Origin of the sequence: Streptomyces hirsutus, from assembly GCF_001418415.1 — a bacterium.
GTDB lineage: Bacteria > Actinomycetota > Actinomycetes > Streptomycetales > Streptomycetaceae > Streptomyces > Streptomyces hirsutus.
Genome location: NZ_LIQT01000028.1, coordinates 1 through 17726 on the forward strand (window position 1 = coordinate 1; position 17726 = coordinate 17726).

Sequence of the window (17726 nt, forward strand, 5' to 3'; positions counted from 1 at the left end):
TGGCCGGCCTGGCGGTGTGCTCGGCCGCGGGAGATAAGGGCCCAGGCGTGGGTGGGGTTGAGTTCGAGTGCGGCGGTGAAGTCGGCGACGGCCTGCTCGTGGTGGCCGGCCTGCTGGTGTGCTCGGCCGCGGGAGATAAGGGCCCAGGCGTGGGTGGGGTCGAGTTCGAGTGCGGCGGTGAGGTCGGCGACGGCCTGCTCGTAGTGGCCGGCCTGGTGGTGTGTTTCTCCCCGTTGGGCGAGGGCCCAGGCGTGGGTGGGGTCGAGTTCGAGTGCGGCGGTGAGGTCGGTGACGGCCTGCTCGTGGTGGCCGAGCCAGCGGTGGGTTTCCCCGCGATGGGCCCAGGCATGGGCGTTGCGGGCGTCGTGCGCGAGGGCGCGGTCGAACTCGATGAGGGCCTCCTCGTCCCGCTCGGAGAGGTAGAGGCGCCGGCCGCGGTGGGTGTGGGCCCAGCTTCTGGCCGCCGGGCCGAGTGGGCCGTGGGCCAGCAGACCTGCGAGGCAGGCAAGGGCGGGCTCGTCGTCGGCGAGAGCCTCCCGCAGGCGTGTGGACCAGGCGAGCAGGGCGGTGTCCGCGGTGTCCTGGGCGGCTTGTTCCAGGGTCTCGACCCACTGCCGCAGTACCGTGGTGTCCTGGCCCGCGGCCTGCACCACGTGTTCCAGGGCGGGCGTCAGCTGCGTTGTCGGATGCGCGCACAGCCGGTGGTACGTCTCATCCAGACGGTGCCGGCGCCATGCAGCGTCTTCCCAGTGCTTGGCCTCGGGAAGGCGTTCCTCGACCGCGATGCGCCAGGCGGCATGCGTGTCGGCCAACCGCAGATGTGCCGAAGCCCAGCTCTGCGGAGAGTGGGTGCGCTGCTGGCGAACCAGGCTGGCGCGGACCACCGCATGGTAGTGCTTGAAGCCGCCGCGGCCGTTGACGAACGGCTGCCCGCACAGCCACTCCCACCACCCCTCTGCCTGTGGCCGGGCCGCGGCGGCGAACACGTCCTCGTTCAGCTGCAGCGGCAGCGCACACGCCCGCACCGCTTCACGCTGCTCCGGGTCCGTGATCCACTGCACGAACCGCTCCACCGCCACGTCCGCGAGGTCGCCGCCCGCGTCCACCTCCTCCACCGTGTGGGGGCGGGCCAGCGCGAGCAGTTCCACCAGCAGCGGCAGCCCCATCGACAGCTGCAGCACCGCCTCCACCACACCCGGGTCGGTCACGCCCCGCGCGGTCAGCAGCGCACGCGTCTCGGCCTCGGTGAAGACCTCCAACGGCACGTCCGCCACCTGCGCCCGCAGCGGCGCCCACTCCCGTTCCGCGAGTTCGTCCCGGCCGGCCAGCACCACCATGACGTTCGCCGGCACCGCACCGAACTCCTCCGCCAGCAGACGCAGCAGCCACCCGTCCAGATACCGGGCAGTCTGTTCCCACGTGTCGAAGAACAGCACCACCCATTGATGGCGACGGCACAACCGCTCCAGCTCGGCGACGAAAGCCCGGCTCACCTCCGCCTCATCACCCCGGGCCCCGCGCCGCCGGGCACGAGCCTGGGATGCCGACCGGAGTCGGTCCAGCCCCTGGGCCGCGGCATCCGGATTCGCCATCGCCGTTATGACACCGGCCCCCGGAAGCAACGACGCCGCCCCCAAAGCGGCCTGCGTCACCACCCGACTCGACACCGACGCCTCGCCCTCCACCGGCATCGGCTCCCCCTGCGCCGCCTGCTCCCGCCGGAACTGCTCGACCGCCTTGTCGAACTCCTTGCACGGGCCGGCCTGCTCCGCCAGCTGCCTCGCCAGCTCGACCAGGGCCTGCTGCACCCCGTGGACGTCGTTCTCGTCCACCACCGCCGTCACCGCATCCGCCCGCCGGGCCGCCTCCTGCCACTGCCGCAGCAACGTGGACTTCCCCACCCCACCCACACCCCGCACATGGAACAAAAACTCCGCCGGATCCTCCTCCGACAGCGGGTCCTTCGACAGGTTCTCCGTAAACAGCGCCAACTGCGCCCGCCGGCCCACGAACCGCGCCTTCGCACGCTGCCGGATCAGCGCACCCCTCGACAGACCCCGATGACCCGACCCCGCCATTCCCGTACCCCCGTCACTTCGCCTGCCTCGTTTCTGAGGCCGGCCGCACACTCGCCCGAAGTTTCTCGCATCAGACGCAGGTCATCAGTGTCCGATCCGGGCCTGCCGTTTGTCAGCCAAGCGCAAGAGACCGCACCCGCACGGCGGTTGGGGCGCGGGCGGCGGCTGCGCCCCTGCTGTCGTGCGGGTGCGGTACCGCGGTTCCAGTTTTCTGGAACCGCGGTACCGCACCCGCCTACGCCCATTCCATACCCAGCTCCGCCAGCGCGGCCCGCTGCTCCGCGGTGTGCCCTGGACGCCGCTGTGCGGCCCGTTCCGCCCGCCGCCGGGAAACTTCCCCCCGGCCCGGCCGTGAACGCCGCATAGCGGCCCACTGCCCACGAGTCCGGGCAGCGAGCTGAAGGCTGTCGTGTGGCCCGTCGACCGGGCCGGGCTGTCGGCACGACAGCGGCCCGCAACCTGCGGTGTGCCCGGCCGACCCCCGCGGCGGGTCCCAGCACGACAGCCGCGACAGGCCCGCCGCCGGCCCGGCCAACACGTGCCGAGCGTGGCGCGGGTCGCGCGTGCCATGCATGCGAGGCGGTGCGGCTGTCACCACTCGACGGGGCCGGCTCCCAGGACGCGGCGCCCCACCAGAGACCGCGTAAGCCTCGGCTCGGTGAGGGCCGGGCTGGCGGGAAGGCGTTCGGCGGCGAGCTGCGCACGCGGCACGGGCGGCAACTCGGCGTCGACTTCGGCGGCGTGGACGGGGCCGGTGCCCAGAGGGCGGCGACGGTCGGTCATCGCTCGATTCTCCCTGCCGCCGAAATCTCTTCTTCACCGCCCGGCCGGGATACTCCGTCCCGGCCCCAAGGCGCGCGTGTCGCGCGCGTACGAGAGGGCGAACAGAGGAGTCGATCAGCGGCGGGTGAAGGTAAGCCCTATGGCCGTCAGCCATCGGGCCAAACGCGTGAAGCCGACACCTGCCCTAAAAGGGCATGGGTCGGCTCACGGAAGCAGGCGCGCCAACACCTGCCGTTGTTCCCTGGGAGCGCCCGGTTGGAGCCAGTAGCAATCAGGGCGGACCACATCAGTTCAGATCGCGATCCGTGGTTAAGAGCATGGCCTAGGCCGTACAAGATCATTTAGCGATGAGCGGTGCGATATTGAACCAATGCAGGTCAGAGACGTGCGGCTTGCTGGGGGGTGTGCGCCGAAGGGGTGCCCGGAGATGCTGTGAGAGTCGTGCGGTTGTGCGTCCTCCCCGCGCTGGCACTGAGCGCTTTGACCTGCCGGTTTTCCGGCAGGAGCACTGGTTTTCCTGAGTCGAAAAGAGCCGGATCGCATGTCTACCACCGTGTGGTAGAGCCCTTCACAAGGGCCTGACCTGTGTCTTTTCCGGCACGAGCCCTTCTCCGCAGCTGCTTCGAGCGGTCCGTGGGTGACACGGAGTATCACGGAGTACGCATTGGTGCGTTGATGAGCCAACGGTTTGACGAGCTGTCATTTGTGCCGTACCTGCTGCCACGCTTGGAACATCAGGTCTTTCTTGTGCGCTGGGAGCGCCAACTCCCGCCAAGTGCATGAGGGGGCTACCCGGTTGGAGCCAGTAGTGCTGTCCGGCGATCGCTCAGCGATCGCCGGACAGCTAGCAATTAGGAGACATCATGGGCAACAAGCCCTCCGCCGCGGCAGATGCCGTGGCCCGTCCGGCAGTGTCCGGCACCTACGCCATCTCCGTGGACGCCACGCCCGTCGAGCCGACGGGCCCGAACCACGAGAACCCCGCCACGATCAGTCGCTTCGGCATGCCGCATGCGCTCGTGGTCTCGGTGTGCATAGCCACCGCGGCGATCCTCGCCCCGCCCGCCATGGCCGTCGGCGACATCCTGCTCCTCATCGCGAGCGCCGGCGGGATCGGCGCGACGATCGGCATCGCCGCGAACAGCGGCCGCCGCCGCACCGAGCGCCGGATCACCCGCGCCGCGCGCGCCTTCTTCAGCAACTCGGGCAACTGAGGGGGCTGTCATGGGACGCCCTGACAAGCCCGTGGACCGCACCGTTCCGGCACGTGCGAAGCTCGCGGACTTCCTGCGAGCCCGCAAGGAAGCGGTGGGCATGACCTATGAGCAGATGGCTAAGAGCACGAACGGCGTGCCGACGCTGTCGACGGCCACTCTCAAGCGGGCCGCATCCGGCACCTGCGTTCCCTCCTGGGTGACCGTCTCCGACTTCATCGAGGCGACCGCCACCGAGGAAGAGCTGCTCATCGACAGCACCCTCGCCGCTCGAGCCCGCGGCCACGAGCTGTGGGTCGCAGCGCGCCGGGCCACCCGAGCTCCGTACTACGTTCACAAGGCACCCGACCCCGCTCTCGCCTCCTCCGAGAGCGACTTCCTCCGGTTCCTGCGCCACCAGCATGTGTGGGCCGGCTACCCCACCCCCGGCGAGATGCAGCAGTCCGTCGAACACCCCTGGGACCTGCCCACCAGCACCACCCGCCGCATCATCGCGGGCGACATCATGCCCGTCAGCCCTCAGCAGGCCACCGCCTTCCTGAAGGCCTGCCACGTGGTCGCACCCGTCGACCTCGAGCCTTGGCTCGCTGCCGCAGTTCGAGCCCTCAGTAGCAACCCCTCGAGTAAGAGGGATCTCAGGCCATGGATCAAAGAGCATCAAGACCTGATCGATTACATTAACGGCACCAAAAAAGGAGTAGACACCTCAGTCGTACGTCTCCTTACGAACGAACTTGGCGTTCATCAAGCTGAGAACAGAAGTGGTTTGGCCGCGTAATTTGCGGGATTCCGAAGCGCTCTCGGGACGAAATATGGTCCGGGTGTGTTTCTTGTTTACGGCTGGTTTTACGGGGGCTGTTTATGCGAATCTGCATCTCCATGTCACCGGTTTCTGTAGAGGTGACACCAATGTCCTCCAGCGCTGCTGTCAGGGCGGTGGGCTGGGGGTTCGCCGTGGGGTGTGGGGTGGTGGTGACATCGGGGCGCGGTTTTTGCGGTGACGGCTCGTGAGGTTGCTGCAGGTCGCGGCGTGTCCTTCCGGTGCAGATTCGCAACGGCCTGAACCGGGCCATACAAAAGGCATTCACCCGACCCATACCCAAGTTGTCGCTGTCAGACGTCGATGTCCGCGAACGGCGGTTCAGCCGTCCGGGGTGATCGCCATCGAGGGCATCACATCGAGAAGGCCGGCGATGTTCATCTGACGTTGACCGGTGTCAAGGTCCCACAGCGTTATCCCCTGGTCGGTGCTGGCTGTGGCCAGGGTGTTCTCGTTGTCGGGTGTGTCGTTGCCGAATACCATCGAGAACACGGGCGCGGCGTCGTGGGCCAGGCTTGTGCGGACGCGACCGGCAGCCATATCCCACAGCTTCACCCCGCCCTCGGCACTGGCAATGGCCAGGGTGCCGCCGTTAGGACTGAACGCGATCGAGAGCACGGCGTCGGACTGTCCGGTCAGCTTTGAGCGGAGGCGGCCGGTGTCGGTCTCCCACAGCCGCACCGTGTCGTCCTTGCTACTGGCGGTCGCCAGGACAGGGCTCTCCATGTCCAGTTCGAACGTCATCGAGGTCACGCCGCGGGTGTGTCCGGTCAGCTTTGAGCGGAGGCGGCCGGTGTCGGTCTCCCACAGCCGCACCGTGTCGTCCTTGCTACTGGCGGTCGCCAGGGTGCCGCCGTTAGGACTGAACGTCATCGAGGTCACGCCGCGGGTGTGTCCGGTCAGCTTTGAGCGGAGGCGGCCGGTGTCGGTCTCCCACAGCCGCACCGTGTCGTCCTTGCTACTGGCGGTCGCCAGGGTGCCGCCGTTAGGACTGAACACCACTGAGCCCCCGTCGTCAGGGGGCTCGATGCGGGTCTCGGGAGGGAGAGCATCAGCCGTGTCACGGCCTTCCACGGAGGTCGGTCTGGTGCGTGTGGCCTGGATGGCCAGCCGTGAGGCGAGATCGGAATTCGAGCTGATGAGAGTGGCGGATTGCGCGGCGAGCTGGCGGGCCAAGGCGACTTGCCGGGCGCCGTCGGCCGCCTGCCGCTGTTGTTCACTGTTTTGACTCTGCTGCCAGGCGATCAGGCTCGTGGTGACTGCGAGGACCAGCAGGACGGACAGCGTCATGGTGAGCGTGCGCAGGCGCCGGGTGGTGCGAGCTGCGGCGTGTTCTTCCTGATCGCGGGAGGTGGCGCTGGCCGTGAGGAAGGCCTGTTCCAGGGTGGTGAGGTGGTCTTGGCGCTCGGGGGTGAAGGATTCCTCGGCGGTGGCCAGACGGGTGCCGCGGTACAGGGCTCCCGGGTCGCGACCCAACTCCTCCCAGGTGCGGGCAGCCTCGGTCAGTTTCCTGTGGAAACGCAGGCGTTCGCGGTCCTGTTCGATCCAGCCGTGCAGCCTGGGCCAGGCGGTCAGCAGGGCTTCGTGGGCGAGTTCGACGGTGTCGCCGTCGAGAGTGAGCAACCGCGCCCTGGCGAAGGCCTCCAGAACCTGGTCGGTTTCGGTCTCCTGTCTGCCCGTGGCCTGAAGCTCCTCGCGGTCGGCGGGCCTGCGGGTGTCGGGGGTGCCCTCGCCCGGGGCGACCAGGCGCAGTAGCAGGCGGTGGGCCGCGGCTGCCTGGGCTTTGGTGAACCGGCGGTAGACATTCTCTGCGGTCTTGGCGACCGCGCCTTCGAGACCGCCAGCTGCTTCGTAGCCGGCCAGGGACATGCTTTTGCCGCGGCGGCGGTGCCAGGTCTCCAGCAGTACGTGTGACAGCAGCGGCAGCCCGCCCGGGGCGTTGGCGACCTCCTCGATCAGGCGGGAGGTCAGAGCGCGTTCCACGGTCAGGCCGACCGCGGTGGCCGGTTTGACGATGACCGCGCGCAGTTCCTCTGCGCTCATCGGGCCAGTCAGCAGGTTCGCGTCGCGCAGCGCCTCTGCCAGGTCGCGGTGTTCGGAGCAGTGGCCGTAGAAGTCGGCGCGCACCGCGATGAGGACCCGTAACCGGCGCTCGGGCTGCCGGGCAGCCAGCAGCAGGTCGATGAACGTGGCGCGCTCGGCCGGATCGTGGCAGAGGGTGAAGACCTCCTCGAACTGGTCGACAACGACGAACGTGTCCGCCCCGCCACCACCTCTGGCACCGCTGTCGCTGGGATCGAACACGCGGGCGTGGGTGCGCGCTGGGCGCTCTCCAGGAGTCAGGATGCGGATCGCGGCTGGACGCAGCTCCGCATCCTGGGTGTGCTGAAGGGCTGGGATCAGGCCGGCGCGCAGCAGCGAGGACTTGCCGCTGCCGGACGGCCCGAACACCGCAGTGAACCGCCGTCGGCGCAGCAGCTCAAGTAGGTCGGCGGTGAGCCGGTCCCTGCCGAAGAAGCGGTCGCGGTCGCCGGTCTCAAACCGTGCCAGCCCACGATACGGCGGCTCCCCACCCTCGCCGTCCTTCTCCGGTGCGGAGACGGCCGCCTCGTCTACCGCCTGCTTCCACCTAGCCTCCCACTCCGCTCGATCGCCCCCGCACGCCGCCACGTACGCCAGGACCACCGGCAACGTCGGCAACTGCTCACCGGTAGCAGCCTGGGACAGTGTCGTCACCCCATACCCGGCTCGCTGCGCCAGCACCCGGTAAGTCATGCCGCCCGCCTCGGTGCGCAGCTTGCGCAACTCGAACGCGAACCGCTCCACTGGCCCCGCACCCGGATCCACCGGCACCTCACGACGTCCCGCCACATGCCACCCCCGCTGAGTCGTCCTAGCCCGGCGGCCAAGCTATGTGCCCTCCGCCACTCCCAGAAAGATCACGCCCGGCCATTGTTCGGTTGCCAGAACACCACTACCGAACAATGCGTCAGCTGCTGAACTCGGTGATGCAAGCGCTCAGGGGAGCTCACCAGCACCCCGATCCACAGCATTTCGAAGAGATTGGAAATCACTGATGCATCTCCGTCACGCTCTTGCAGGCGCTGCCCTCGGAGCCACGCTCGTGCTCGGCGTAGCGGCCGTACCGGCTCAGGCAGCCCAGCCGCCAGTTCCCACCGTTTCCGCAGAGACCGTTGCCGCATCCTGCACCAGCCACCTGGAGACGCTCCCCATCCAGGCGCGCACCGATGGCTATGCGAAGGGGCGGGTCTACATCGACGACTCCGCTACGCCTTGCAGCGGAAAGCGAATCATCGTCGGTACTCAGACCAAGAACCGGGACGGAAGCTGGAGCCCTCTTCGAGGAGGGCTGCACTACGTCCCGACGGACGAGTTCGGCTTCGAGATGGAAGGCCAGTGGATCTACGCCGGATGCGGAGGCACCGCCCGGTCGGTGTACCAGCTCGGCAGCCTGACCGTCACTGGCACGGGCTACCGAATCAACTGCTGATCACTCAGTGCCTGTCCATGAACTGATCGTCTGGGCGGCGGAGCGGAACCGGTGAAGTCGTCCGGACGAGCAGGACCTCTTGGTAGCAACAGCGGTGTCGAAGCCGGCCGCTGGGGCTTTACCGACCCGACGCACTTCAGCCGCCTGTTCCGGGCAACCTACGAGATGCCGCCGCGGGACTACAGAAACCTGCAGCCCAAGACATGCGCGAATCGTCAACAGCCCTGCGTGGAATGACAAGGCCGGGTGCTGTCGCGCTCGGCATCCTAAATGCCTCTTAAGTGCTCGTTTAGCCGCTCTCAGTGAACGGCTCCGCAGATCTCTAGATGGAGGACAACAATGCGCATACGTCTTGCCCTCGCAGTCGGCACCACCCTCCTGGCCACGGCAATGGCTACAGGAACAGCGATAGCGGCTCCGGTGGGTGCAGCGTCCCCAGTCACCAAGTGCCGCAACTTCGACGTCTCAAAGGATGGCTACGCCGAGACATACGGGACGATCTGCTGGAAGGTCTACGACAACGGAGGCGTCGACAGCGGCTCCCTCGACGGCACGATCCTGGACACCGTCGGGGCCGACAACAAGTGTGCCTACGCGAAGGTCAAGACCGTGTTCACGAATGGCGCGTCAGCGATCAATGAGACCGACCGCGCCTGCGGGCAGGGCCGAGCCCTGCATTACTCCACAGGCCGCCGTGATGTCAAGGGCCTCTGGGTCCAGGCCTGTGTAGAGGGTCGGGGCTGTACCGGTTGGAGCTGATCACGCTCGGCGACGTCTCCCGAGTGCCCGTCTCTGACCGTCCTCGAAACGCTGCTCGGATCCGTGCGGGGTGCTGCTCTCGGAGATCCAGGTGTGCGCCCCGGCGACTGCTCCGGCCTTCAGCTGGGACACGAGCTCGTCCGCTCGCTCGGTTGTGAGTGGGCGTGTTGGTGGTATCGGGGTGGGGGTGCTGAGTGCCTGGTTATGCGCATAGGTGCGGGTTGATTCCGCTGTTATGGGGTGGCAAGCGGGGGAGTGTCAGGAGTCTGATTCATGACACTCCCTGTCCCGGCGGTCGATCAGGTCGCGGTCAAGGGGGTGTGTGATACCGGGCCCGCCTGCCTGCTGCGCGTACCCGGTGCAATGCGGTGGGGCGAGGCGATGGTGCGAACCACCGCCGTCCCGGTGCGTACTACACGGCGGGGGTGCCCGTCGGGTACGCGCCGGTCGGCGGACCGTACGCCTGTATCGCCTGTTCGACGCCGGCGTCTTGGAGCTGAGGTTGATCCCCGGGGGTGGACACCAGGTTTCACGCGACGAGTGACACCTGGTAGCCCTCGAGCCACACCAGCGACTCCGGCCGGTAGATCCGCGTGCGCAAGAAGGCCACGATGGTGGCGGCGTCCCGGGGAGAGGAGAAGTGCAGCAGCGCCGACTCGACCGCACCGTCGGCGTCCTGCTCCTGGGCCTCGCCGTCCTCGCCGCCGGCCCCGACGTGCGATGTGTCGGCTTCGTGTCAGTGAGAGCGTGTCAGTCACGGGTGAGCGGAAGAACTGTGTTCTTGCGGGTCGTCGGTCCGTGGCCGCGGTGTGCCACCGACACGGCGGTGGCACACCGCGACCTCTCGGCTGGCATTGGGCGGTACATCCCCGGCTGGCTCGCTGTCACGAAGACGGCCCATCGCAGTTCTCGAAGTCCAGTGCGCCCCGGTTCCCGAATCCAAGTGCCTATGTCCTGTCGGTTCGGCACCATGGCATAGGAGCGGTCGGCAGCCCGGGGGAGACGTCGGGCAGTCATTCCGGACGGGGGCGAGGCAGTGGGGAAGAACCAGGGCGAACGCCGCGCGGTGCCCGCCGAGATGGCGGCGGACGAAGCGGGTACCGGGGACTTACGGCCAGCCGTACCCCGGCAGTCCCGCGCCCAGGGTGTGCTCCTCCTGGCCGCCGCTATGCCGATGGGTCTTGCGGGATTCTGGCTGGCCGTGGCCGCGTGCAACCACTGGCAGGCCGCCCGGCTCCAGTCCACGATGGCCGTCGATGCGCCCGGCCTGCGTGACCCCTGGTGGTACGCGACGGTCGTCGCCGCGGCCGTGATCGTGGCTGGGGCCGTGGCGCTTGGGGCCGTACGCGCTGTGGTGCTGCGACGCCCTCTGGGCGGGCAGGGTTTTAGCCGTCTGCGGCTTTTCCTGCCGATCATGGCGTCCAACTCGGTCTTCGGACTCTGGGGGGAGGACTTACCGGTGCCTTGGTGGGACTTCGACCTCCTTATTCCTCTCGTTGCGGTCTCCGCCCAGACCCTGATGTTCGGCGCGCGTCGTCTCGCCGTGCTTGGACGGCAGCACCTAGCGGAGATCATCCGGTCCCCGGGAGAACTCCGCAGGGACTCGTTCACGCTCTACCTGAGGTCCTTCGAGGACGACGTCCGGCGTACGGCCCTGGAGGAGACCCGGCATCCGGCCCCCGGGGCGGGCGCCGTGGTGTCGGACCTGGGTCTGTCCTCGCGGACCGAGGAGGAGCAACTGGCACAGGCACTGAAGCTGGTGGCACCGATGGTCGCTGTGGGCCGACCCGGGGAGCGGCTCCCTCTGGTCGGTGCCCGGCGGTTGTATCTGCCGATCGATGACTGGCAGGACACCGTCCGGGACTTGATGGGTCGAGCGCGACTCGTGGTGATGGCTGTGGGGCTGGGTCCCGGACTGCTGTGGGAATTCAGGGAGGCGACACGGCTGCTCCCCGCGGAACGGCTCGTTCTCCTTGTACCCGGTCGCGAGGCGTACGAGACGTTCCGAGCCCAGGCGGCGCCACCCCGGCAAGGCGCAGCGCGACCGGCGCAGGCGGAGCATGCCTGGTCACCGCCCGTCCTGCCGCCCTATCCCGACAGTGAGCCTCCGGCCGACCTCACATTGAAGGGCGCTGTGTACTTCGACGCCGGCTGGGCCCCTAACTTCGTACTCTTCGGCGCGGGCAGGAACCAGATCAGACTCGGCGGCGTGGTCCGAGGGGCTATGAAGGATGGGCTCAAGCCGGTTCTCGACCGGTACCGTCCTGGCCGCCACCGGTGACACAGCCCGCACCGCACCGTGCCGGCCCTGGAGTGAAATTCCGCAACAACGCGCAACCGCCTTGAGCGCGTCCCTGAGGGCTGTGTAGCGTCGACTGACCCATGGTCCAAGGCAGCGCCCCATGCGCTCACCCACCGACAGCACCGCCCCGCCCCCGCCGAGGAGACCGGGCCCGGCCTTCGGCTCGCCGTCTACGGCGTCCCCTCCCGGCCCTGCTCGCCCGCACGGACCGCGGCTACGCCCGCTTCCTCGCCCAGCAGACCGGCGACTAGGACCGCGCGGTCGCCCACGCAACGAGCACCCTGCGGTGACCGCCAGCTCTCCAGGGGATGGTGCGCCGGCCACGCTGCCGCCGTCGCGTCCCCGCACGTACACCGTCTTGTACGACCCCGACGAACGGATCGAAGCCGGGCTCCCGCTCGACCGCGAACCCTACGACAGCCTCATCAAAGCCGTCCTCGCATGGACCTGCCCCGACACGCTCGCGATCCGCGACTACCCCCAGATTGCCCTCCAGCTCACCGGCCACCCCCGCGCCGTCGCCACCGAGCTCCACCAACGAGCCGACCACCTGCCGAAGTCCAGCGGACCCAAGGCACTCGCCGACCTTGTCCTGCGGGAGGCGGAAGAACAGCTGTCCCCGCTGCCCGAGGGCACCATGAGCTGCGTCAAGGCCCGTGCCCGTACCGTGCGCGCCCTATACGAACGCCTGGACCGACTGGAGGCCCCGCCGGTCGCCTGGGGAGGGTGGAACCGAGCGGCGGGTGAGTTGTCGCCCACGCGGCAGGGCGAGCCCCCGGGACTATTGCGGCCCCGAGGTTTCGCAGACAGCCGCTCCTGCTGCTTGGGGAGGAGCTGTGTCCAGGTGCTCGGTGGCGACGGCCACGACGCCCCCTGGCTGAGGCCGTTCTAGTGATCTGGCCCGTTCTTGAGCTCCCGAGCAGCTGCTCGAATGGCCTCCGCGTAGGGCGCGTCGAAGGCGCGGGTTGCCGGGTCGAGATCGCCGAAGGGAACCAGCGCTTCATGAGCGTCATTCACCGTTTGCATCCACGCGGACCAGGCGTCGTGGACGTCCTCATCGGTCACGTGTTCGCCCTTGGCTCTCAGCAGCACTGCATAGATCCGGAACAGGGCTGCAGAGTCTTCGGGGGGTTCGGCGTCCTTGGGAAGACAGGAACGGACGAGGGCGGCGTAAGGATCGAGGTAGGTCACGCGGTCAGTGTGCCCACAAACAGGAGTACATGCGCCGCGACGAATACCAGCGGCACGACGCGCTCAGACGTGCCCAGCTCGGCGTAGCGCTTGCGCCAGCCAGAAATTGGGTCCCGACGCAAGGCTTCCCACTCGTTGGCAAAGATCCTGACAGGGAGGCGTGCCTCGATCTTGTTGATGCCCTGGAACTTCGCCGTGTTGAGGTCCCGATAGCTGCGGAGCTGCAGCCACCAGGTTGCCGAAAGCGTCACTCCCGCCAAGGCCACGGCGGTTGCTGCCCACCAGGGGGACTCCGCCAGCTTCGGGAACCCGAAGCCAACGAGGCCGATGAAGGCGGTCTGGACGGACAGGAAGAAGGCATTGGCGGTTCCCCGGCGCGCGGAGACGCGGTCGGCCATCTCCACGGCAAGCTTGTAAAGCTCGAGGACCTCTGCTCGATGATTCGGCTCGGGCGGTCCTGGTTCCCCGGAGGGCGTGGTCATCGGGCCCCTCCGACGAGGGCCTTGAGGACGTCCCACTCCCACTTGTAGAGCTTGTCGCCGGCCTTTGCGGTGGTCGGCTTCTTGCCGGTCCTGCCCTTGTAGCCGTTCAGGAGGAAGTAGTCGACTCCTTCCTCCTGGGCGATCTTGAGCTCGATGGCCACACCCACTGCGGTGTCTGTGTGGTCGCCGCACATGACGATGACGATGTCCGAGGCCCTGATCCTGAGGCGGGCCTTGTCCTTCCAGTCGGGCGAAGCCTCCTTGATCGACCAGTCGTGGATCTCGAAAGGCGAGTCGGGGTTCTTGGCCTGCCCGATCAGGAAGTCCTTGAGGGTTTTGTCATAGTCGTAGTCAAAGCTGACGAATATGCGCTTCGGCACGGGGACTCCTTACTCCAGGTAGATGTATCTGTGCGCATCGTAAGTGTGAGCACTGACATCAGATCAACGGATATGGAGAACCAGCCCGTTGTAGCTGCCTCCCGTGCTGACCACGCAACGCGCCGAGCCGGAAGACCGCTCTGGCGAGCGACGCCGACCGGGGTGCCACCCCGCGGCCCGATGCGCGTCCTGCAACACGAGCGTGCAACAGAGGCGCGTTGCGCTCTGACCTGCTGGAACGCCCGCAAGGTGGGGCCGGGGTGCGTGTTGCAGGAACGTGCGACGTTTGGACAGGACGAGACCCCGGACCTCAGAGGGCCGGAGTCCGGTCGTGCGGGAGCGGTCAGTAGTCGTCGCGGTCGGAGGGCCCGTACTGGTCGATGAGGTCGCAGGTGCAGGTGCCGCCCTTGTGAAGTGTCTTGTCGCACTCATCGTGGTGGTCGCGCTTCGGCAGGCGTTTCGGGGCGGGTTGTGCGGCGGCGGGCTGCGCCGGAACAGCCCGGGCGGCCAGTACTGGTCCCGCCCACTGGATGCCCAGCTCCCGTAGCGCGTCCAACTGCTCCGCGCTGAGTTTGTCGCGCCTGGTTTTGGTGTTGGAGACCCACACACCGAGCCGGACTACTACCGGCTCGGTCTCGCCGTCGAGGGCGATCTGTTCGCTGTGCCCGCGTGGTACCGGCCGGTGGGAGCCTTCCCGTTCCACCCACTGCGCGAGGGCTGCCAGGCCGCGCTGGAATGCCTGCTGCGCCTTGCCCGACCCTTTCGCCGCACGCCCGGCTGCCGGGACCGCAGACGGCACCTGGACGGGCTGCACGCCCAGTTTGGACAGCCGTTCCTGCTGCTCGGTGGACAACTGCGTCCAGGTGCCGGGCTGTTTCTGCCGTTCCAACCACCGGCCGATGTCGTCGCCGTCCATCAGCACGCCGGGTGCGATGTCGGGCAGGTGGCCGTCGGCGTCGACCAGGTCGGCGAGGACGCGGTAATGCCGCTGCCAGTCCAGGGGCCAGGGGCAGTTCCAGTCCTCGTCGATGGCCGTCAGCTGCTTGGCGCGCCCGGCGGCTCGCTCCGCGTCCTTGCCGAGGCCGCCCTTCCGGCGGAGGTTGGCCAGATGCTGTCCGATGGGTACCAGGCCCTCGGCCTCGTTCTCGCCCCAGACGGCGTCCTGCCGGGGTGCGAGGTGTCCGGTGGCCCGCCGGTACGACCGCAGCGCGGCGAGCTTGCTCTCCCACGCCTCCTCGCCGGGCTCCCACACCATCCCGGCCTCCGGCAGGTCGAGCAGTTCCTTGCGCCGCGGCTCCAGCTCACCCGCCCGCAGCGCCTTCCTCTGCTGGTGGACCCACCGGCCCAGCGGAAACGTCTTCACCGCGCCGACAGGGGTCTCTACGTCGTAGGGGATGGCGTAGAGGCCGGTGATCTCGTTCTCGGCCCGCCAGCGGAGCAGAGCCTGGTAGCCCTCCAGCCACACCAGGGACTCCGGCCGGTAGACCCGCGTGCGCAAGAAGGCCGCGATGGTTGCCGCGTCCTTGGGAGAGGAGAAGTGGAGCAGCGCCGACTCGACCGCACCGTCGGCGTCCTGCTCCTGGTCCTCGCCGTCCTCGCTGCCGGCCCCGATGATCCGCCCGTCCTCATCGCGCCGGACATGCACCGTGCGCTGTCCGCTGGTGAGGGCGCGGGAGGCGAGTTGCTCCACGAGTCGTTCATCATGACTGCGCAGGCCCTGAAGGACGGCTACGAGGGGGCGGAAGCTGGCGGAGGCGATCATGTCGGTCGGGTCCTCGCCGGGCTCAAGGAACACCGGGACGATGATCCTGGCGACCTTGGTAGAGCCGTCCTTGTTGAGGCGGAGCGCGCGGCCGATGTTCTGCACGATCTCCACCTGGGAGCCGCGGGTGTCGGCGAAGCAGACGGCCTCCACGCCGCGCTCGCCGGTGATGTCCACGCCTTCCCCGAGCACGCGACAGCTCGCGAGGAACGCCCGGTGCACCCGGCGCCCGGCCGAGTCGATGCCATTGGCGAACTGCCGCAGCGCCTCCCGCCGCTCGGACACCAAATGGTCGCCGCACAGCCACGCCGACCACACCCGGTCCGGGGGGACGTGGCGGCCGGCCTCCAGCTCGTAGAACTCCGCCTCGATCGACGACGCGGGGAGCCGGTCCGCGGCTGCCAGGTCGTCATCGGAGGCATCGCTCACGTAAAGCTCGGCTGCAGTCTTGGGCAGCTTCTCCGCGAACGCCGCGGCCTCTTCCACCTTCTGGTGGAAGGTCATGACCGTACGCAGGTTGTACGCCGCCGCGTGCTCCAGAAGTGCGGTCTGCAACAGCGCCAGGCGCCGGCCCCGCTGTGCCTCCTCCGATTCCCCGAGGACCGGTGAGGGGTCACGGATCTCCAGCACATCGATCTCGAACCCGGCGAGGACGCCCCGCTCGATCGCCTCCGAGAGCCCGAGCTCGGCCAGCCACGACCCGTAGGTCCCGTCCGGGTCGTCGGCCATGCTCGCGATCTCCAGCTCGCGCCCGTCCGTGCCCTTCTGTGGCCGGGGCGCCGCGAGGATGCGCGGGGTCGCGGTCAGATACAACCGGAAGTCCGCCGGGATCCGGGCGTTGTCATGGATCGCCGCCCACGGCCTGCCAAGATCACCCGCCGTGCCGTGGGCCTCATCCACGATCGCGAGGTCGAAACCGCTCATCCGCTGCCCGTACAGCCGCTCCCCGCCCGCCAGAGCGGCCTCCAAAGGCCCGCGCACCTTCCGCCGGCCCCTCGGATCCTCGACGTCCTCGCGGTCCACCAGGGAGGCATACGTGGCGAACACGACCACCGGCCCCGACCCCGCCCACAGGGCGAGCTGAATCGGGTTGGTGGTGGTACGCACCCCCAGCGAGTCGAGCACCGCATCGCTCTCCAGCGAGCACACCGCTACCATCGGGACCCGGTGGCCCACCAGCCGCCACGCCTGGGCGGTCTGCACCAGCAGGTCCAGGGTCGGCACCATCACCAGGACCCGTCCGCCCGAAAAGCACTCCCGCGCACACGCGGCGGCGGTGATCGTCTTCCCCGATCCGGTCGCGGACACGATCGTGACCCGCGCCCCCTCCGACGGTACGGATGATCTTGCAAGGAATCCCACCCACCGACGGAAACTCGCCTTCTGGGCCACCTGGTGTTCCCGAAGCCGAATACCCAGCATTTCCCCGCTCCTCCGCTGCCTTCTTTTCCACTCGTTTCGGAAATCACCAGGACGGCGTGAAGGACGGCACGGACACCGTACCGTCCTCACCCACCACGATCCGCTCGGCAAGCTGGGCCAGCACCTCAGCGGGACGCAGCCCCGCCCGGTCGGCCACCACCCCGACCAGCCGACTAGACGCGGCGGACAGCCAGACCTCCGCCCGCAGTTCATCCGCCCCCTCCCCCCGCCGTTCCCCGAAAGCAGCCTGTGCCGCAAGAGCACCAGCAAACCGTTCCTCGCGCTCGCGAGCCCACACCGAGCCCTGAGCATCCCGTTCCGGCTCGTACACACTCCAACCGACTGCAGTCATCAAATCCCTGACGCGCCGCCACTCAGCGTGCTGGGCCAACCAAATGACAGCCAACCGCTCCCGGTCCATCTCGAACTCGTAAAAGGAACCGTTCCCCCTCAACTGCTCCGCAGTTTCCCGCTCACGGACAGCGGCCTCCGCGACCTTTTCCGCAACGGCGGCGACGTCCAGGCCATTCGCCTGACGCCGGACCTGATCCCGCGCCACGTCCTGAGCACTCCACATGAGCTTTCCCTTTTCCGGAAGCGCGGGCATCTGGACCCGCATCGGGTGGTTGGAGGGTGTCCCGTGCTTCCGCCAAGTCTACATGTGCATCAATTTGGATGAAGCCACTACACCGGCACCCAAAACGAACGAGCGACCCCGCCTCTCACAGCCAGCCCGGCCCGCGAAGCGGGCCCCAACGGCCCTGTAGGAGAAGCCGGAAGGACCTTCAGGCGGGGGAGCACAGCGGACCCGCCAGCCCGGGCTGGAGCGCAGCGGAAGCCCGGTAGCGGGACGAAGTCCCGCCGCTCCGGGAGCGCAGCGGACGGAGCATCAACCCCGATGCACAGCATCGGGGTTGCGCGAGTGGCGCAGCCACTCGCCAGCGCTTCCGCGGAGCGGAAGCGCAACACCACCGCGCAGCGCGGTGGTTCGCTTGCACATCGCGCAGCGATGTGGTACCCGC

14 protein-coding genes and 1 pseudogene are annotated in these 17726 nt (G+C 68.3%); 6 read left to right on the top strand and 9 right to left on the bottom strand.

What is annotated here, in order from left to right:
- A partial coding sequence (locus tag AOK11_RS02410) for a tetratricopeptide repeat protein (RefSeq protein ID WP_338058902.1) occupies nucleotides 1–1901 on the bottom strand: 1901 nt, incomplete at its 3' end.
- A gap of 768 nt (nucleotides 1902–2669) precedes the next feature.
- Nucleotides 2670–2861, bottom strand: coding sequence for a hypothetical protein (locus AOK11_RS02415; protein WP_055591958.1), 192 nt, complete (start codon nucleotides 2859–2861; stop codon nucleotides 2670–2672).
- Nucleotides 2862–3724: 863 nt separating this feature from the next.
- On the opposite strand from AOK11_RS02415, the gene AOK11_RS02420 reads away from it, so the two are divergent.
- Together AOK11_RS02420 and AOK11_RS02425 are read left to right on the top strand one after the other, a co-directional pair.
- Nucleotides 3725–4075, top strand: a complete 351-nt coding sequence (locus tag AOK11_RS02420) for a hypothetical protein (RefSeq protein ID WP_055591959.1) — start codon at nucleotides 3725–3727, stop codon at nucleotides 4073–4075.
- A 10-nt stretch (nucleotides 4076–4085) separates the two neighbouring features.
- Nucleotides 4086–4853 (top strand): helix-turn-helix domain-containing protein, encoded by a 768-nt coding sequence (locus AOK11_RS02425; RefSeq protein WP_079034580.1) that lies wholly within the window; start codon nucleotides 4086–4088, stop codon nucleotides 4851–4853.
- A 363-nt stretch (nucleotides 4854–5216) separates the two neighbouring features.
- On the opposite strand, the gene AOK11_RS02430 is transcribed toward AOK11_RS02425, so the two are convergent.
- Entirely contained in the window at nucleotides 5217–7700 is a 2484-nt protein-coding gene (locus AOK11_RS02430) for an nSTAND1 domain-containing NTPase (protein WP_338058903.1), read from the bottom strand.
- Nucleotides 7701–8019: 319 nt separating this feature from the next.
- On the opposite strand from AOK11_RS02430, the gene AOK11_RS42630 reads away from it, so the two are divergent.
- Both AOK11_RS42630 and AOK11_RS02435 read left to right on the top strand, forming a co-directional pair.
- The gene (locus AOK11_RS42630) at nucleotides 8020–8406 is read left to right on the top strand and encodes a hypothetical protein (RefSeq protein WP_157869266.1); all 387 of its coding nucleotides are present in this window, start codon (nucleotides 8020–8022) and stop codon (nucleotides 8404–8406) included.
- A gap of 339 nt (nucleotides 8407–8745) precedes the next feature.
- Entirely contained in the window at nucleotides 8746–9165 is a 420-nt protein-coding gene (locus AOK11_RS02435; protein ID WP_157869267.1) for a hypothetical protein, read from the top strand.
- A 538-nt stretch (nucleotides 9166–9703) separates the two neighbouring features.
- Here the strand turns inward: AOK11_RS02435 and AOK11_RS46580 are convergent.
- Nucleotides 9704–9886 (bottom strand): annotated as a pseudogene (locus AOK11_RS46580) (hypothetical protein); the annotation flags it as partial.
- Between the two features lie 315 nt (nucleotides 9887–10201).
- Here AOK11_RS46580 and AOK11_RS41395 point away from each other — a divergent pair.
- Together AOK11_RS41395 and AOK11_RS02445 are read left to right on the top strand one after the other, a co-directional pair.
- Nucleotides 10202–11446 carry a hypothetical protein gene (locus AOK11_RS41395; RefSeq protein ID WP_055591963.1) on the top strand — a complete coding sequence of 415 codons (1245 nt, stop codon included), beginning with the start codon at nucleotides 10202–10204 and terminating at the stop codon, nucleotides 11444–11446.
- A gap of 379 nt (nucleotides 11447–11825) precedes the next feature.
- Nucleotides 11826–12359, top strand: coding sequence for a hypothetical protein (locus AOK11_RS02445; protein ID WP_338058904.1), 534 nt, complete (start codon nucleotides 11826–11828; stop codon nucleotides 12357–12359).
- Here the strand turns inward: AOK11_RS02445 and AOK11_RS02450 are convergent.
- From AOK11_RS02450 to AOK11_RS02470, 5 genes are all read right to left on the bottom strand, one after another.
- The gene (locus tag AOK11_RS02450) at nucleotides 12356–12658 is read right to left on the bottom strand and encodes a DUF7701 domain-containing protein (RefSeq protein ID WP_055591964.1); all 303 of its coding nucleotides are present in this window, start codon (nucleotides 12656–12658) and stop codon (nucleotides 12356–12358) included. The genes AOK11_RS02445 and AOK11_RS02450 overlap by 4 nt on opposite strands.
- On the bottom strand, nucleotides 12655–13140 hold the full coding sequence (locus AOK11_RS02455; protein ID WP_055591965.1) for a RipA family octameric membrane protein: 486 nt from the start codon (nucleotides 13138–13140) through the stop codon (nucleotides 12655–12657). The genes AOK11_RS02450 and AOK11_RS02455 overlap by 4 nt, the downstream gene beginning before the upstream one ends.
- Nucleotides 13137–13520, bottom strand: coding sequence for a TIR domain-containing protein (locus AOK11_RS02460; protein WP_055591966.1), 384 nt, complete (start codon nucleotides 13518–13520; stop codon nucleotides 13137–13139). The genes AOK11_RS02455 and AOK11_RS02460 overlap by 4 nt, the downstream gene beginning before the upstream one ends.
- A gap of 343 nt (nucleotides 13521–13863) precedes the next feature.
- Nucleotides 13864–16704, bottom strand: coding sequence for a DEAD/DEAH box helicase (locus AOK11_RS02465; protein WP_079034585.1), 2841 nt, complete (start codon nucleotides 16702–16704; stop codon nucleotides 13864–13866).
- 43 nt (nucleotides 16705–16747) lie between these two features.
- Nucleotides 16748–17323, bottom strand: coding sequence for a hypothetical protein (locus AOK11_RS02470; protein WP_240497178.1), 576 nt, complete (start codon nucleotides 17321–17323; stop codon nucleotides 16748–16750).
- Nucleotides 17324–17726: the final 403 nt, after the last annotated feature.

What these genes read in the sequence shown, in the direction of transcription:
- AOK11_RS02415 (WP_055591958.1), bottom strand. Translation starts at nt 2,861, where the DNA reads ATGACCGACCGTCGCCGCCCTCTGGGCACCGGCCCCGTCCACGCCGCC.
- AOK11_RS02420 (WP_055591959.1), top strand. Translation starts at nt 3,725, where the DNA reads ATGGGCAACAAGCCCTCCGCCGCGGCAGATGCCGTGGCCCGTCCGGCA.
- AOK11_RS02425 (WP_079034580.1), top strand. Translation starts at nt 4,086, where the DNA reads ATGGGACGCCCTGACAAGCCCGTGGACCGCACCGTTCCGGCACGTGCG.
- AOK11_RS02435 (WP_157869267.1), top strand. Translation starts at nt 8,746, where the DNA reads ATGCGCATACGTCTTGCCCTCGCAGTCGGCACCACCCTCCTGGCCACG.
- AOK11_RS02455 (WP_055591965.1), bottom strand. Translation starts at nt 13,140, where the DNA reads ATGACCACGCCCTCCGGGGAACCAGGACCGCCCGAGCCGAATCATCGA.
- AOK11_RS02465 (WP_079034585.1), bottom strand. Translation starts at nt 16,704, where the DNA reads ATGCTGGGTATTCGGCTTCGGGAACACCAGGTGGCCCAGAAGGCGAGT.
- AOK11_RS02470 (WP_240497178.1), bottom strand. Translation starts at nt 17,323, where the DNA reads ATGCGGGTCCAGATGCCCGCGCTTCCGGAAAAGGGAAAGCTCATGTGG.